10 protein-coding genes and 1 pseudogene are annotated in these 16853 nt (G+C 65.3%); 6 read left to right on the top strand and 5 right to left on the bottom strand.

The features are described 5' to 3' along the window. Window positions 1-48: 48 nt before the first annotated feature. Both J7J50_RS18085 and J7J50_RS18080 read right to left on the bottom strand, forming a co-directional pair. Complete coding sequence (locus J7J50_RS18085; protein ID WP_215057227.1) at window positions 49-816, bottom strand: winged helix-turn-helix domain-containing protein; 768 nt, start codon at window positions 814-816, stop codon at window positions 49-51. Between the two features lie 269 nt (window positions 817-1085). Beyond that, complete coding sequence (locus tag J7J50_RS18080; protein ID WP_215057226.1) at window positions 1086-3311, bottom strand: M3 family metallopeptidase; 2226 nt, start codon at window positions 3309-3311, stop codon at window positions 1086-1088. Between the two features lie 331 nt (window positions 3312-3642). Between J7J50_RS18080 and J7J50_RS18075 the strand changes: the two genes are divergently transcribed. The 4 genes from J7J50_RS18075 to J7J50_RS18060 all read left to right on the top strand — a co-directional run bounded on the left by J7J50_RS18075 (window position 3643) and on the right by J7J50_RS18060 (window position 9703). Continuing rightward, window positions 3643-4029, top strand: a complete 387-nt coding sequence (locus J7J50_RS18075) for a VOC family protein (protein WP_215057225.1) — start codon at window positions 3643-3645, stop codon at window positions 4027-4029. Between the two features lie 35 nt (window positions 4030-4064). Beyond that, the gene (locus tag J7J50_RS18070; protein ID WP_215057224.1) at window positions 4065-6134 is read left to right on the top strand and encodes an amidohydrolase family protein; all 2070 of its coding nucleotides are present in this window, start codon (window positions 4065-4067) and stop codon (window positions 6132-6134) included. 500 nt (window positions 6135-6634) lie between these two features. Then, complete coding sequence (locus J7J50_RS18065) at window positions 6635-8923, top strand: TonB-dependent receptor (protein ID WP_215057223.1); 2289 nt, start codon at window positions 6635-6637, stop codon at window positions 8921-8923. A gap of 297 nt (window positions 8924-9220) precedes the next feature. Further along, a complete protein-coding gene (locus tag J7J50_RS18060; protein WP_057943374.1) occupies window positions 9221-9703 on the top strand; it encodes a glutathione peroxidase in 483 nt (160 codons plus the stop codon). A 264-nt stretch (window positions 9704-9967) separates the two neighbouring features. Here J7J50_RS18060 and J7J50_RS18055 read toward each other — a convergent pair whose 3' ends face one another. Continuing rightward, complete coding sequence (locus J7J50_RS18055; RefSeq protein ID WP_215057222.1) at window positions 9968-11170, bottom strand: acyltransferase family protein; 1203 nt, start codon at window positions 11168-11170, stop codon at window positions 9968-9970. A gap of 154 nt (window positions 11171-11324) precedes the next feature. On the opposite strand from J7J50_RS18055, the gene J7J50_RS18050 reads away from it, so the two are divergent. Continuing rightward, on the top strand, window positions 11325-12251 hold the full coding sequence (locus tag J7J50_RS18050) for a LytTR family DNA-binding domain-containing protein (RefSeq protein WP_215057221.1): 927 nt from the start codon (window positions 11325-11327) through the stop codon (window positions 12249-12251). A 13-nt stretch (window positions 12252-12264) separates the two neighbouring features. On the opposite strand, the gene J7J50_RS18045 is transcribed toward J7J50_RS18050, so the two are convergent. Together J7J50_RS18045 and J7J50_RS18040 are read right to left on the bottom strand one after the other, a co-directional pair. Further along, complete coding sequence (locus tag J7J50_RS18045) at window positions 12265-12870, bottom strand: TlpA disulfide reductase family protein (protein ID WP_215057220.1); 606 nt, start codon at window positions 12868-12870, stop codon at window positions 12265-12267. 50 nt (window positions 12871-12920) lie between these two features. Next, window positions 12921-13733, bottom strand: coding sequence for a ferredoxin--NADP reductase (locus tag J7J50_RS18040; RefSeq protein ID WP_215057219.1), 813 nt, complete (start codon window positions 13731-13733; stop codon window positions 12921-12923). 263 nt (window positions 13734-13996) lie between these two features. Here J7J50_RS18040 and J7J50_RS18035 point away from each other — a divergent pair. Continuing rightward, window positions 13997-16186, top strand: a pseudogene (locus tag J7J50_RS18035) (Tex family protein); the annotation flags it as partial. Window positions 16187-16853 lie beyond the last annotated feature (667 nt).

Genomic DNA, 16853 nt, shown 5'->3' with positions numbered 1-16853 from the left:
GCCGTCTTGCGTTCAAGCGTTGTGATGCGCCTCGCGGCGCTGAACGGTTCAGTTGTTGGCGCGGATGATCGTGCACAGGTAACCCATGCCGCGCACCGCGCGCAGCGGCAACGGCAGCGGGCTCATCACCGCCACTTTCTTGCGCAGCCGATAGATCAGCATCTCCAGACGGTGCGGATCGAAGTCGTAGACGTCGCTGGTCAGCGATCCGATCAGGCTGTCGTGCGACACCGGATGGCCGCCGGCGCCGGTGTTGACCAGACGCATCAACACGCTGCGTTCGGGCGCGCTCAGGTCGATCGAAGCGCCGTCGGGCGTGCGCAGCGTCCAGCCGTCCAGGGCCAGTTCCCAATCCGGCTGTCCGGCGCTGGCGCGGGTGGGCATCGCGCGCATGTGGTGCTGGAGGCTGTGCATGGCGGTGATCACCGCGGCCAGGCCGTCGAGATCGACCGGCTTGGCGAAGCAAGCGTCGGCGAAATCGTGGAACGACTCGGACTGAGCGCCGTTGGCGAGGTCGGCGTCGAGCATGACGATGCCGATGTCGGAGTGTTGGCGCAGATGCAGCGCCACGGTGCGTGGATTGTCGTCGGGCAGATCGCTGGCGATGACCGCGATGTCGCACGGCGCGCTGAGCAGGTTGCGGTAGAGCGCGGTGGCGTTGGCGCATTCGACGATCGCGAACTGGCGCATCTGCAGCGAATGCAGAATCTGCTGGCGCAGATTCGGATCGCGTTCGACCACAGCGATGCGGCGGTTGTTGCGATTGTCGGCGCAGTGGTTCGAACTGCCGGAATGAACTGCTGAGATAGCGGCCATCCTGATGTCCCCTGTTGATCGAACTCCAAGCTGCTTTCTTATGGAAACAGTGCCGTCGATATCCAATATCAGGTTAATGGGGCTCCCTTGAAACCTAATGTGACATAGATCGGGCTTCATAAAAAGCAGGTAAATAATGCGGAAGTAATTCTCGATATTTAGATCGAGATAACGAATCCGGTGTGTCTATGTGGCCTCAAACGCAGAAAAGGCCGCCCACCGGACAGGTGGACGGCCTTTTTTGTTAAGACCCGTCGGGTCGGGCTGAATTATTTATTCTTCGAGCCCTGAGCCTGCGCCGGCGCGGTCAAGCCGCGGCGTTCCAGCAGCGGTTGAATCTGCGGATCGTGGCCGGAGAAGTCCCGGAACAGCTGCAGGGCGTCCTTGCTGCCGCCGCGCGAGAGCAAGGTGGCGCGGAAGCGGTCGCCGTTCTCGCGGGTCAGGCCGCCGTGCTGCTTGATCCATTCCACGGTATTGGCGTCCAGCACCTCGGACCAGATATAGGCGTAATAACCGGCCGCGTAGCCGCCCATGATGTGGCTGAAATACGGGGTGCGGTAACGCGGCGGGACCGGCGGGTAATAGATGCCGTCTTTCTTCAGCGAGGCGGTTTCGAATGCCATCACGTCCTTGGGCGCCGGAATCTGGCTGACCTCGCCGATCTGGTGATAGTTCTGGTCCAGCATCGCCGCGCCCAGATATTCGGTGGTGGTGAAGCCCTGGTTGAACTTGGACGCCGCCAGCACCTTGTCCAGCAGTTCCTTCGGCATCGGCGTGCCGGTCTGGTAATGCTTGGCGTAGTTGCCCAGCACCGACGGCCAGTCGGCCCACATCTCGTTGACCTGCGAGGGGAACTCGACGAAGTCGCGCGGCACGCTGGTGCCGGAGAAGTACGGATACTTCACGTTCGAGAACATGCCGTGCAGGGCATGGCCGAACTCATGGAACATGGTGGTGACCTCGTCCCAGGTCATCAGCGTCGGCTTGCCGGCCGGCGGCTTGGGGATATTGAGGTGGTTGGCCACGACCGGCAGGGTGCCGAACAGCTCGGACTGCTCCACGTAGGAGTTCATCCAGGCGCCGCCGCGCTTGCTGTCGCGGGCGTACATGTCGGCGATGAAGATCGCCAGCTGCTTGCCGTTGGCGTCGAACACGTCGTAGGCGGTGACGTCGTCGCGGTACAGCGGCAGGTCGGTGCGTTGCTTGAATTTCAGGCCGTAGAGCTGGCCGGCGGCGTAGAACACGCCGTTTTCCAGCACGTTATTCATCTCGAAGTAGGGCTTGAGCTCGGCTTCGTCGAAGGCGAACTTTTCCTTGCGCACCTTCTCGGCGTAGAACGCCCAGTCCCAGGGCTCGAGCTGGAAGCTCTTCTCGCCCTTGGCGGCCTGTTCCTTGTCGATCATCGCCTGCAGGTCGGCGGCTTCGCGCTTGGCGTTGGCGACCGCGGCCGGGGCGAGCTGGCCGAGCATCTTGTTGACCGCATCGGGGCTCTTCGCGGTTTCGTCTTCCAGCACGTAGGCCGCGTAGTTCGGGTAGCCCATCATCTTGGCGCGCTCGGCGCGCAGGGTGACGACCTTGGACACGATCGCGGTGTTGTCGTACTGGTTGCCGCGGCTGCCGCGCACGATCGAAGCCTTGTGCAGCTTCTCGCGCAGGGCGCGGTTGGTCAGGTCGGTTTCCGGCGGCTGGCCGGTGGTGTTGAGCAGGGTCAGCAGGTACTTGCCTTCCAGCTTGCGGCCCTTGGCGGCCTCGGCGGCGGCGGCGATGCGCTCTTCCGACAGACCGGCCAGTTCTTCCTTGGTATCGACGACGATCGCCGATTCCTTGACCTCGGCCAGCACGTTCTTGCTGAACTTCGCGCCCAGCTCGGCCAGTTCGGCGTTGATCGCCTTGAGCCGGGTCTTCTGCGCGTCGTTCAGATTGGCGCCGCTGCGCACGAAGTCGGAGTAGTAACGCTCGACCAGGCGCACGCCCTCGGCGTCGAGGCCCAGCTTGTCGCGCTGGTCGTACAGGCTCTTGATCCGCGCGAACAGCTTCGGGTTCAGCGAGATCGCGTCGCGGTGCGCGGCCAGCTTGGGCGCGTATTGCTGCTGCAGGTTCTCGCGGGTCGGATTGGTGTCGGTGCCGGTGAGGTTGAAGAAAGTCGCGCCGGCGCGGCTGAGGATCTGGCCCGAGCGCTCCATCGCCAGGAGGGTGTTGTCGAAGGTCGGGGCGTCGGCGTTGTTCGCGATCGCCTCGATTTCCTTGATCTGGTCGGCCATGCCGCGATCGAAGGCCGGAGCGAAATCGCTGTCCTTGATCTTGTCGAACTGCGGGAAGTGCAGCGGCAGCGGGCTGAGCTGGAAGAACGGGTTCGCGCTGGATGCGGCGGCGGTCGAGGCAGTGGTCTGGGTCACGGCTTTGTCGGTCTTCGTCTGGGCCTGGGCATTGTGGGCCAGGCCCGGCACGGTGGCGATCAGGGCCACGGCCAGGGCCACGGCGAGGGGATGCTTCATCGTACGAACCTCGTCAAAAGGAACCTGGAAGCCTACCCGATGGGGGCGATAGGAGCCCCTGACGAAAGGCATGGGGGCTTCGGGCTTCGGGACTCGGGACTCGGGACTCGGGAATCGGGAATCGGGAATCGGGAATCGGGAAAGCCTGCCGGCTCCCACTGCCAGCGTTACGCTTTTGCGAGTCCCGAGTCCCGAGTCCCGAGTCCCGAGTCCCAAAGCCCACCACGAGCATGACCATCCGCCCGGGAACCGCCGCGGCCGCCGGTTTACACTCCGGCGATCTTCACGCCGGGAGAGGGCGGATGCGCAGCGCCATTGCAGGGAGCAGGCCATGACCACGGCGAGCGCACGCGCCTTCGTGCCCTTGGTCCACGTCGCCAGCCTGCCGCGGGCGATCGATTTCTATACGGTGTTCGGCTTCCGCGTCGGCGACGTCCATCATGAGCCCGGCAGCGGCGACGACCCGGTCTGGGCCTGGCTGGAAAGCCCGGGCGGCGCGCAGTTCATGCTGGTCAAGGCCGACGCCCCGATCGACGACACCGTCCAGGGCGTGTTGTTCTACCTCTATTGCGACGACGTCGCGGCGATGCGCGAACGCGTGCTCGCCGCCGGCATGCAGGCCGGCGAGATGGCCTATCCGTTCTACCGTCCCAAGGGCGAGTTCCGGGTCAGCGACCCGGACGGCTACGTCCTGATGATTACCCACCACGACGATTGATTCCGCACTTTTCTTATTGCCCGGAGCCGTACCCGATGAATGCAGCGCGTCTGAAATCCACTGCAGGCCGCGCATTCGCGCGGGTGCTGTTGCCGAGCCTGTTGCTGGGCCTGTCCACCACCGCGCTGGCGGCGCAGACCACGCGCTATCTGGCCCTGGTCGATGGCGGCAAACAGGCCGGTCATCAGATCGTCAACGTCGCCGACGACGGCACCACCACGGTCGATTACATCTTCAAGGACAACGGCCGCGGCCCCGAGCTGAAGGAAACCTACACGCTCGGCAAGGACGGGACGTACCAGACCTACGCCGTGCAGGGCACCTCGACCTTCGGCGCCAAGGTCGATGAAAGCTTCAAGCGCGAAGGCGCGCGGGCCAGCTGGAAATCGCTCGCCGATTCGGGCGAGATCAAACTCGACGGCGTCGGGTTGTACTCGCCGCTGGGCGGCACGCCGGCCGGCGTGTCGGTGATGATCAACGCCCTGAACCAGCGCAGCGACGGCAAACTGCCGCTGCTGCCCGTCGGCACCCTGAGCATGAGCAAGCTCGCTCAGGCCCAGGTCGGCCGCGACGGCAAGTCCCAGACCGTGGAGTTGGTAGCCCTGAGCGGGCAGGGCTTCTCGCCCAGCTTCGCCTGGGTCACCACCGGCGCCAATCCGCGCCTGTTCGCCTTCATCTTCCCCGGCTATCTGCAACTGATCGAAGAAGGCTGGCAGGGCAACGCCGCCGCCCTGGAAGCCCAGCAGAAAACCGCCGAAGGCAAGCTGCTGGTCGATCTGCGCAAGCAACTGGGCCATTCCTTCGCCGGCACCACGCTGCTGCGCGATGTGCGGGTATTCGACAGCGAACACGCCAAGCTCGGCGCCGCCACCGACGTGGTGATCGCCGACGGCAAGATCGTCTCGGTCGGCAAGGCCGGCAAGGAAGTAAAGGCCGATCGCGTCGTCGATGGCGGCGGCAAGGTGCTGATGCCGGGGTTGTTCGACATGCACGGGCATCTGTCGCGCTGGGACGGCGGCCTCAACATCGCCGCCGGCGTGACCACCGTGCGCGACATGGGCAACGACAACGCGACCTTGCAGCAGATGATCGCCGAAGGCGACGACGGCACGCTGATCCTGCCGCGCGTGGTGCCGGCCGGCTTCATCGAGGGCGAGAGCCAGTATTCGGCGCGCAACGGCTTCGTGATCAAGAACCTGGACGAAGCCAAGAAGGCGGTGGACTGGTATTCGGACCACGGTTATCCGCAGATCAAGATCTACAACTCGTTCCCGAAGGACGTGCTGCGCGACACCGTCGCCTACGCGCACGGCAAGGGCATGCGCGTGAGCGGCCACGTGCCGGCGTTCCTGCGCGCGCAGGACGTGGTCGATCAGGGCTTCGACGAAATCCAGCACATCAATCAGTTGATGCTGAACTTCTTCGTCGACGACAAGACCGACACGCGCACGTTGCAACGTTTCTATCTGGTCGCGGACAAGACCGCGGGTCTGGATTTCGATTCCAAGCCGGTGCAGGACTTCATCGCGACCCTGGCGAAAAAGCAGATCGCGATCGATCCGACCCTGGCGACGTTCGAGTTCCTGCACCAGCGCAACGGCGAGCTGTCGCCGATCGTGGCCGGAATCGAAGCCCACCTGCCGCCGGACGTGCAACGCATGCGCCGCTCGGCCGAGATGGACATCCCCGACGACGCCACCGCCGCGCGTTACAACAAGTCCTACGACAAGATGGTCGAGTTCGTCGGCCGCGCCTACAAGGCCGGTGTGCCGCTGTTGGCCGGCACCGACGAAGTGCCGGGTTTCACCTTGCAGCACGAACTGGCCTTGTACGTGCGCGCCGGCCTGACCCCGTCGCAGGCGCTGCAGGTCGCGACCTGGAACGCGGCCAAGGTCGCGCGGGTGATCGACGATCGCGGCTCGGTGACGCCGGGCAAGCGTTCGGACCTGATCCTGATCGACGGCGACCCGACCACGGATATCGGCGATATCCGCAAGGTCTCGTTGGTGCTGCGCGGGGATACGGCGTTCTATCCGAACGAGGTTTATCAGGCGCTTGGGGTGAAGGCGTTCGCGGCGCCGGCCAAGGTGACGGCGGCGAAGTAAACCTGGGTTGGTTTGGGTTCGCGAGGGGCGCGCTTGCGTCAACCGAGCCCGTGCACATCAAGCCGAATCGAATCCACCCCGAAGTATTCCCCCCTTTGAAAAAGGGGGGCAGGGGGGATTCGCTCTTCGCGCCATCCACCCGACAGATCGCAACCACCGGCAAAGCAAATCCCCCGCGCCGTGGCACGCGGGGCTTCGGTTGGTGGCGCCGGGCGCTCGCCCCCTTTTTCAAAGGGGGCTATGGGTTCTTTGGCTTCGGTTGGACACGAAAAACCCTACTCCAGATCACCAAAACCCCCATTCGAGCACGGACTCTTTAATGATTTGGTAACATTCGCCGGTCAATGAGCCGACCACGGCGCGGGCAGGTCCGCGTCCCGACCGTCAAGGGACGGTCCGATCGCCCATCGCCGTCAGCCCATGCCCCTGGGGAGCATGATGCCGCGGTGGTTTCCCAAGCACTGGCGCCCCATGCGCCGCGTCCACCGAGAAACCCGACCATGCTCAAGCACTTGCGTGCTCCCCGCAGTCATGCCCTGGCTGCCGCCATCGGCCTGACCCTCGTTTCCGCCGCCGCCTTCGCCCAGGACGCCGCGCCCGCCACGGCCGCGCCGGCCGAAGGCGAGGCCAAGACCCTCGATGCGCTGATGGTTACCGCCCAGCGCAAGGTCGAGCGCGCCAAGGACGTGCCGGTCGCGCTCACCACCGTCGATCGCGAAAAGCTGCACGTGCTCGGCTCCGGCGGCGGCGATATCCGCTTCCTGTCCGGCCGCCTGCCCAGCCTCAACATCGAGTCCTCGTTCGGCCGCGCCTTCCCGCGTTTCTATATCCGCGGCCTGGGCAACACCGACTTCGATCTCAACGCATCGCAGCCGGTGTCGCTGGTGTACGACGACATCGTCCTGGAGAACCCGCTGCTCAAGGGCTTCCCGGTCTTCGATCTGGAGAATGTCGAACTGCTGCGCGGCCCGCAGGGCACGCTGTTCGGCCGCAACACCCCGGCCGGCGTGGTCAAGTTCGAATCGGCCAAGCCGACCCGCGAACTGGAAGGCTACGGCCAGGTGTCCTACGGCACCTACGGCACCACCAATTTCGAAGGCGCGGTCAGCGGCCCGCTCGGCGCCAACTGGTCCGGACGCGCTTCGGCGATGTTCCAGCGCCGCGACGATTGGGTCGATAACACCAACCCCAACGCGCGCACCAACCAGAAGCTGGAAGGCTACGACGAATCGGCGCTGCGCCTGCAACTGCAGTACGACGGCAGCGACACCTTCCACGCGCTGTTCAACGTCCACGCGCGCCGCCTCAACGGCACCGCGCGTCTGTTCCGCGCGCAGTTGTTCAAGAAGGGCACGAACGATCTGTTCGACGGTTTCGACGAGGAAAAGGTCGGCATCGACGGGCGCAACTTCCAGCACCTGAAGACCTTCGGCGCCAGCGCGCGCCTGAGCTGGGATCTGTCGAACGAACTGACCCTGTACTCGATCACCGGTTACGAGACCGCCGATTCGCTCAGCCGCGGCGACATCGACGGCGGCGTCGGCGCGATGTTCCTGCCCGGCGGCAGCACCCCGACCGGCATTCCGTTCACCGCCGAATCCGCCGACGGTCTGCCCGACCATCGCCAGATCACGCAGGAATTCCGTTTGGAGTCGAACTACAGCGGCCCGCTCAACTGGCAGGCCGGTCTGTTCTACTTCGACGAAGACATCACCGTGGACAGCCTGAACTACGACACCCTGGCCGGTGGCGTGCAGGCCGGTCATGCCCAGCAGAAGCAGCGCAACAAGGCCTGGGCGGCGTTCGGTTCGCTGGAATACGCGGTCACCGATCGCTTCAAGCTGCGCGGCGGCCTGCGTTACACCCAGGACAAGAAGGACTTCAGCGCCAGCGTGCTGCAGAGCGCGCCGTTCGGCGCGCCGGTGTCGGGCCCGTTCAAGGTCACCACCGACGTCAACGACGTCAGCTGGGATATCAGCGGCGTGTTCCAGGCCACCGACGACATCAACCTGTATGCGCGCGTCGCGAAGGGTTTCCGCGCGCCCAGCATCCAGGGCCGTTTGTTGTTCCAGACGCCGCCGCAGCCGTCGGTGGCCGACGCGGAGAAGGTGATTTCCTACGAAGCCGGCCTGAAGGCCGACCTGTGGGACAAGCGCGCTCGCCTGGGCTTCGCGCTGTTCCGCTACACCGTCGATAACCAGCAGCTCAACGCGGTCGGCGGCGCGCTCAACCAGACGATCCTGGTGAACGCCGACAAGACCCTCGGCCAGGGCTTCGAAATCGACCTGGACGCGTACCTGACCGACAACCTGATGGTCACCTTCGGCGCCAGCTACAACGATACCGAAATCCAGGACAAGAACCTGTTCGTCGCTCCGTGCGGCGGCGGCTGCACCGTGACCGACCCGCTCGTGGTCCGCAACGGCCAGACCCTGGCGGCGATCGACGGCAATTCGCTGCCGCAGGCGCCCAAGTGGGTGTACAACGTGACCGCGCGCTACAGCCTGCCGCTGGCCAACGGCAACGAGTTCTACGTCTATACCGACTGGGCTTACCGCAGCGAAGTGAATTTCTTCCTGTACGAATCGAAGGAATTCCGCGGCAAGGCGCTGCTGGAAGGCGGCCTGCGCGTGGGTTACCAGTGGGACAACGGCCGTTACGACGTGGCCCTGTACGGCCGCAACATCCTCGACGAAGTGCGCGCGGTCGGCGGCATCGACTTCAACAACCTGGTCGGTTTCGTCAACGACCCGCGCATCGTCGGCGTGGAGTTCAAGGCTTCGTTCTGACGGTTGTCGCCGCTTGAGTCATGAAGAACGGCCCGCCCAGTGCGGGCCGTTTTTTGTCTGGCGCCGTGGCCGGATTTTTGTAGGAGGGCCTTCAGGCCCGATGCTCTTCGTTCAGACCCTGGCGATCCGACCGGAGAGCATCGGGCCTGAAGGCCCTCCTACAAGACGCGGCGCCGTGTTAAACCGTGATCGAAGCGGACATCCTTGCGTGCGCTGTCGGGCAGCTTCGGCGGCGGCCGGACAAGGCCGCGCCGACGCGCTATCGTGCGCCCAACCCATACACCGAGCGACGTCCCCATGACCACCGCCTACGACTTCTCCGCTACCGACATCGACGGCAAGACCCAGTCGCTGGACCGCTACAAAGGCAAGGTGCTGCTGATCGTCAACGTCGCCTCCAAGTGCGGCTTCACCCCGCAGTACACCGGCCTGGAAAAGCTCGAGCGCGATTACCAGGCGCGCGGCTTCGAAGTGCTGGGTTTTCCCTGCGACCAGTTCGGCCACCAGGAACCGGGCGACGAGAACGAGATCAAGGAATTCTGTTCGCTGACTTACGACGTGACCTTCCCGATGTACGCCAAGATCGACGTCAACGGCGACAAGGCCCATCCCTTGTGGAAGTGGCTCAAGGACGAGAAGGGCGGTTTCCTCGGCATCGACGCGATCAAGTGGAACTTCACCAAGTTCCTGGTCGGCCGCGACGGCAGCGTCATCAAGCGCTATGCGCCGACGGACAAGCCCGAGTCGATCGCGGCGGATATCGAGAAGGCGCTGGCTTGATGGTCTTGATCGTCGCGTAGCGAAAGAAAGGCTTCGGCTTGACCAGCCGAAGCGCTATTCGTTTCAGTGCCGATCGACCTACCTACCGCCATTTCCGCGCCATGAGCGCGACGTACTTACCTACCGTCATTCCCGCGAACGCGGGAATCCAGGGCCTTTAGTGCGAGAACGTTTGAAGTCTCTGGATTCCCGCCTCCGCGGGAATGACGTTATGAAAGGAAGACGCCGAAGTCCGTACCGAATTTCGTGCGAGACCGTTTGAAGTCACTGGACTCCCGCATTCGCGGCAATGACGTTCTGGAAGTTCGCCGCGGACTTACCTTCACCATGGCGAGCTCCCTTCAACCCGAACACCGGCCGCAACAGCGGCACGCGCCGGATGAGCTCGTGCAGCACGAAGCACCCCGCTACCGTGCCGGCCAGCACGATCGCCGGCTCCGTCACCGGGCCGAACTTCAGCGGCAAGATCCAGTACGCGATCAGCACGATCAGGCTCTGGTGCAGCACATACCACGGGTACACCGCCTCGGTCGCCCACGGCAGCCAGCGGAACGGGCGGTTGAGCAAGGCATGGCCCCAGCCCAGGATCGCGCAGATCGCGAACCACACGTACAGATTGCGCAGCAGCCACACGCTGTTCTGCAGCAGCGTCGGGATATCGTCGGGCAACACGAGGACCAAGGTCAGATAGAAGCCGAACAGGCCCAGCGCCAACCCCAGGGTCCACTTGCGCAGCCGCACCAACTCGTTCCACAGGCCGCTGTCGTTGCCGATCCAGTAGCCGTACAGGAACACGGTGAAATAGACCGTGTGGCGATACCAGTCGTGGATCAGGTCGCCGGTATCGTCGAACAGCGGCGCCAGCACGAAGGTGAACGCCGCCAGCGGCAGCGCCGGCAGGATCATCAGCTTCCAGCCGCGCAGGCCGACCGCCAGTGCGTGCAGGCGGCGGCCGACGCGGTTGCGGAACAGGGGCAGCAGCGCGGCCAGGGTCATCGTGTAGACCCACAGGTAGACCAGGTACCACAGGTGGTTCCAGGTGAAGCCGTACTCCCAGCCGTCGAACGCGCCCTTCGGCCAGGGCTGGAAGTGGTAGTAGCGGATCATGAAATCGACGAACCCGGGCTCGACCAGGCCGTTGGCGACGCCCTGAGCGTAGGGCTGGATCGGCACGATCAGCAGGCAGCCGAAGGTCAGCGGCAGCAGCAGGCGCCAGCTGCGCTGGACCACGAAACGCCCCAGCGAGGTGCCGCGCAACAGGAAATGCACCGACAGGCCCGAGATCAGGAAGATCAGGTCCATGCGCCAGCGGTTCACGAACAGCATCGGGATCTGGATGTTCTGCGACAGATGCTCGCTCTTGAGGTGCCAGCCCCAGTCGGCGACGTAGAGCATGGCGCAGTGGTAGAGGATCAGCAGGGCGAAGGCGAGGGCGCGCAGGGCGTCGATGTCGTAACGGCGTTGCATGGCGGGTCCGCGGCGGGAAGGTGGACAAATCCTGTAAGCCCAGGCACTTGGCCGACATCCCCGGGTGACCGGAGGCGACCGGGCGGGGACGAATCGCGGCCCCGAGGGATAATCGGTTGCCGTCCCCGCCGCCTTGCAGGCGAGAATGCGCGGCATGAGCTTCGATGCTTCCGCCGCCAACGCCTCCGACCCGCAAGCCGCCGTGCCGGCCGCCGCCGCGCCGACCGCCTGGGACCGCTACCAACCCTGGCGCCGCACGGTCGAGGTGCTGGCCTGGGTGACCCTGTTCGCGGTCAACGCCGCCTTCGGCACCGTGACCACGGTGATCGACATCCACCGCTACGGGCTCGACATCCCCGCCTGGGCTCCGGCGGTATGGGAGGTCAGCAGCTGCGCGGTCGCGCTGGCGCTGGTGCCGGCGCTGGTCTGGTACACGCGCCGGATTCCGTTCCGCTTCGACAGCTGGCGCCGGGCCCTGGCCCTGTACCTGATCGGCAGCGTGCTGTGGTCGGTGCTGCACGTGGTCGGCATGGTCGCGCTGCGCAAGTTGATCTACGTCGGCCTGGGCGAGCGCTACGACTTCGGTTCCTGGGGCATGAACCTGTTCTACGAATACCTGAAGGACGTGCGCTCCTATACCTACATGGTGCTGTGGATGGAGGCCTACCGCCTGCTGATGCGGCGTTGGCAGGGCGAGGCCAGCCTGCTCGCCAGCCCGGACGACGTGGCCGAGCCGGCCGTGCCCGAGCGCCCGGAGCGCTTCCTGGTGCGCAAGCTGGGCAAGGAATTCCTGATCGCCGCCAGCGAGGTCGAGTGGCTGCAGGCCTCGTCCAACTACGTCAACCTGCATCTGCGCGGCCGCGACTATCCCTTGCGCACGACCATGGCGACGATCGAAACCCAGCTCGACCCGGGCCGCTTCGTGCGCGTGCACCGCAGCTTCATGGTCAACCTGGATTGCGTGGGCGAGATCGAGCCGCTGGAAAGCGGCGATGCGCGCATCACCATGCACGACGGCAGCAAGATCCCGTGCAGCCGGCGTTATCGCGGCGCGTTGCGGCAGGAGCGGCGCGCGGCCTAGGGCGCCGCGCCCGTCAGTCGCGCTTTTTGGCCGGCTGCCTGAGCACGTCCGGCGGCAGCAGGTCGGCCACTTCCTTCGCGAACTGCTTCACCATCTTCGCCGAGTAGCCGCTGTGGACCTTGGCGATCACGCCTTTGTGGTCGATCACGAACAGATTCGGCACGGCCTTGACCGCGTAGTAGCGGGCCGCGGTGCCCGGGTCGTGGATATAGGTCAGGTCGAGGTCGGGGTTGCGCCGCACGAATTCGTCGAAATCGCGCTTGGGCTCGTTGAGGTTGATCGCGATGACCTGCAGATGCTCGCGGCCGACGCCGGTCTGCAGCGCCGACAGCAGCGGCAGTTCGCGCAGGCACGGCGCGCACCAGCTGGCCCAGAAGCTCACCACCACCAGTTTGCCGCGATGGTCGCTGACCTTGACCGGCTTGCCGGCGAGGTCCAGGCCGAGAAAGTCCGGCGGCGTTTCGCCGGGTCGCGGCTGGGAATGGGCCGGGGCGTGGGTGGCGGCGGGTGCTTCGGCCGCGGGCTCGGCGGCGAAGACCGGAGCGGTCAGCGCGCAAGCCGCGATGAGCCAGCCCGACAGTAGCGCGCGCGCCGTCGCCCGGAACCTGTTGGATGCCATTCGTCCCGCCGTCGTCCGGATGCCATGCAGGCCGGCAGGGTAGCAGGCGCTCACTTCTCGACGAAGGCGCGTTCGAACACGTATTGGCCCGGCGTGCCGATGCGCGGCGCGGCGGTGAAGCCGCGGCGGTCGAGAATGTCGCGGAAATCGGCCAGCATCTGCGGGCTGCCGCAGATCATCGCGCGATCGTGCTCGGCGTCCAGCGGCTCGATGCCGAGCTGCTCCATCATCAGGCCGCTGTCCATCATCTGAGTCAGCCGGCCGCGCTGGTCGCGCCCGTCGAAAGCGAAGTCCTCGCGGCTCACCGCCGGGTAGTACTTGAGCTTGGCGGCGATCTGTTCGCCGAGGAACTCGTGCTGCGGCAGCTCGTTGACGATGTAGTCGCGATAGGCCAGGTCGTGCACGCTGCGCACGCCGTGGCAGAGCACGACCTTGTCGAAGCGCTCGTAGGTTTCCGGGTCCTTGATCACCGACAGCCACGGCGCGAAGCCGGTGCCGGTGCCGAGCAGATACAGATTGCGGCCCGGATGCAGATCGTGGATCAGCAAGGTGCCGGTGGGCTTGCGCCCGATCAGCACGCTGTCGCCGGGGCGGATCGACTTCAGGCGCGAGGTCAGCGGGCCGCCCGGCACCTTGATGCTGAAGAATTCGAGCTGCTCTTCCCAGTTGGCGCTGGCGATGGAATACGCGCGCAGCAACGGTTTGGACGCGCTGCCGTCTTCGTTCGCGACCTGCAGTCCGATCATCACGAACTGGCCGTTCTCGAAGCGGAAACCGTCGTCGCGGGTGGTGGTGAAGCTGAAGTAATCGTCGGTCCAGTGACGGACGTCCAGCACCGTCTCGGTGCCAAAAGCGGAGGACATGCCGGGGGTTTCGGGTGGCGCGGGGCGCGTATTGTACCCCAGGATGAGAGCGGTTCTTATCTGGGCTTGGGCGGGAATGGGGAGCGGGAATCGGGAGTCGGGAATCGGGAATCGGGAAAGCAGAGCTGTGCCGCGGCTTTACCGATTCCCGATTCCCGATTTCCCATTCCCCATTCCCGTCCGCTGTCAACGGGTTCCCCCTTCACGCCCGCATTGCGACAATCGCTAGGTTCCCGCTCGGCGGGGCTAAACGATTGGACACGATGCAAGACAAGAACACGCAGTCCGCGCAGGTCGCGAACAAGATCGCCCAACTCATCGCGGTGGAAATCGGCGCCCAGACCGCCCAGGCCCTGTCCGCGATCGCTCTGCTCGACGAGGGCGCGACCGTGCCCTTCATCGCGCGCTACCGCAAGGAAATCACCGGCGGCCTCGACGATATCCAGTTGCGCGATCTCGAATCGCGCCTGCGTTATCTGCGCGAGCTCGAAGACCGCCGCGCCGCGGTGCTGGAAAGCATCGCCGAGCAGGGCAAGCTGACCGACGAGCTGCGCGGCGACATCGAGGCGGCCGACACCAAGTCGCGCCTGGAAGACCTGTACCTGCCGTACAAGCCCAAGCGCCGGACCAAGGCACAGATCGCGCGCGAAGCCGGGCTGGAACCGTTGGCCGACGGCCTGCTCGCCGATCCGACGCTCAAGCCGGAGGAATTCGCCGCCGGGTTCGTCAGCGAAGAAAAACAGGTCGCCGACGTCAAGGCCGCGCTCGAAGGCGCGCGCGCGATCCTGATGGAGCGCTGGGGCGAAGACGCCCGCCTGGTGGGCGAACTGCGCACCTGGCTCACCGAGGTCGGCGTGATCCGCGCGCGCGTGGCCGAGGGCAAGGAGAACGAAGGCGCCAAGTACCGCGACTACTTCGACCACGCCGAATCGCTGGCCAAGATTCCCTCGCACCGTCTGTTGGCGCTGTTCCGCGCCCGCCGCGAGGAAATCCTGTTCCTCGACCTGGACCCGGGCAGCGACGCCGAATCCGGCCATGCCTACGGCGAAGGCCGGGTCGCGCTCAACGCCGGCATCGGCGACCAGGGCCGTGCGGCCGATCGCTGGCTGCTCGACGCCTGCCGCCTGACCTGGCGCGCCAAGCTGCATCTGCATCTGCTGCTGGATCTGTTCGGACAGGCGCGCGAGAAGGCCGAAGCCGAGGCGATCGACGTGTTCGGCGACAACCTCAAGGACCTGTTGCTGGCGGCGCCGGCCGGCCCGCGCGCCGTGCTCGGCCTCGATCCGGGCCTGCGCACCGGCGTCAAGGTCGCGGTGGTGGACGCCACCGGCAAGTTCGTCGCGCACGACACCATCTACCCGCACGAACCGCGCAAGCAGTGGGACCAGTCGCTGCACACGCTGCGCGCGCTGTGCATCAAGCACGGCGTCGAACTGATCTCGATCGGCAACGGCACCGCCTCGCGCGAAACCGACAAGCTGGCCGGCGATCTGATCAAGCTGATGCCCGAGACCAAGCTGACCAAGGTGGTGGTCAGCGAAGCCGGCGCTTCGGTGTATTCCGCTTCCGAATTCGCGTCGAAGGAATTCCCCGATCTGGACGTGAGCATCCGCGGCGCGGTGTCGATCGCGCGGCGCCTGCAGGACCCGCTGGCCGAACTGGTCAAGATCGATCCCAAGGCGATCGGCGTGGGCCAGTACCAGCACGATGTCGATCAATACCGTTTGGCGCGCGCGCTCGACGCCAAGGTCGAGGACTGCGTGAACGCGGTCGGCGTCTACGTCAACACCGCTTCGGCGGCATTGCTGGCGCGGGTGTCGGGCCTGTCGAGCACGGTCGCGGAAAACATCGTCCGCCACCGCGACGAGAACGGCCCGTTCGCCTCGCGCAAGGCCTTGCTGAAAGTGCCGCGCCTGGGCGACAAGACCTTCGAACAGTGCGCCGGCTTCCTGCGCATCGTCGATGGCGACGAACCGCTGGACGCGTCCGCGGTGCACCCGGAGGCGTACCCGGTGGTCGAGCGCATCGTCAAGCAATGCGGCCGCGAGGTGAAGAGCCTGCTGGGCGATCCGCAATTCGTGCGCGGCCTCAAGCCCGAGGCGTACACCGACGAGAAATTCGGCGTGCCGACGGTGCGCGACATCCTCAAGGAAATGGAAAAGCCCGGCCGCGATCCGCGTCCGGAGTTCAAGGCGGCGAAGTTCGCCGATGGCGTGGAAGACCTTAAGGATCTGCGGGTCGGCATGATCCTGGAGGGGGTGATCAGCAACGTCGCCGCGTTCGGCGCGTTCGTCGATATCGGCGTGCATCAGGACGGGTTGATCCACATTTCGGCGTTGTCGGACAAGTACATCAAGGACCCGCGCGAAGTGGTCAAGGCCGGCGACGTGGTCAAGGTGCGGGTATTGGAAATCGACATTCCGCGCAAGCGCATCGCCTTGACCCGCCGCCTGGACGACGCGGTCCCGGCGCCGCGCGCGCCGGGCGCGGAGCGCGGCGATCGCAACGAGCGTGGTGGTGGTCGCGGCGATGGTGGGCGTGGCAACAACAGCGGGCGTCCCGCGAACAACGCGGAGCGTCGCGATCAGCCGCAGCGCGGGGGTTCGTTCGCGCCGCAGGGCAAGGCGGCGGCGCCGTTGGGCGGGGCGCTGGCGGACGCGTTTGCGAGGGCTAAGCAGAAACCCTGATTTTCGGGTGCTGTTGGTTGATTGGGAAAGCCGCTTGCTCGTGAGAGCAGGCGGCTTTTTTGTTGGGTGTGGGCAAGGGCGCGACGATGTCTTGGGTCGGGTGGGCGATTGTTGAAGCCAAGTGCGAAATCAAGATTCTGTAGCTGTAGCTGTAGCTGTAGCTGTAGCTGTAGTTGCAGCCACAACCACAGCCACAGCCACAGCCACAGCCATAGTCGGAGTCGGAGTCGGAGTCGGAGTTGCTCTTGCTGTTGGCCTTGCCTTGCAGTTGCCAAGATTTTGTTTAGCTCTGACTTGGCTTTTGTTTTTGTCGTTGCTGGGCGCGGCTTGTAACTCGCGAGACCAGGGACACCCGGAGGGCGGCGCACATGGACGTGCGCCGGGTCCCGCCGTGGGCAGGATGCCCACTGCGGGACCTGCCTGCGCAAGCACC

This window comes from Lysobacter sp. ISL-50, from assembly GCF_018612875.1.
Taxonomy (GTDB): domain Bacteria; phylum Pseudomonadota; class Gammaproteobacteria; order Xanthomonadales; family Xanthomonadaceae; genus Lysobacter.
This window is presented reverse-complemented; position numbering and strand designations above follow the sequence as displayed.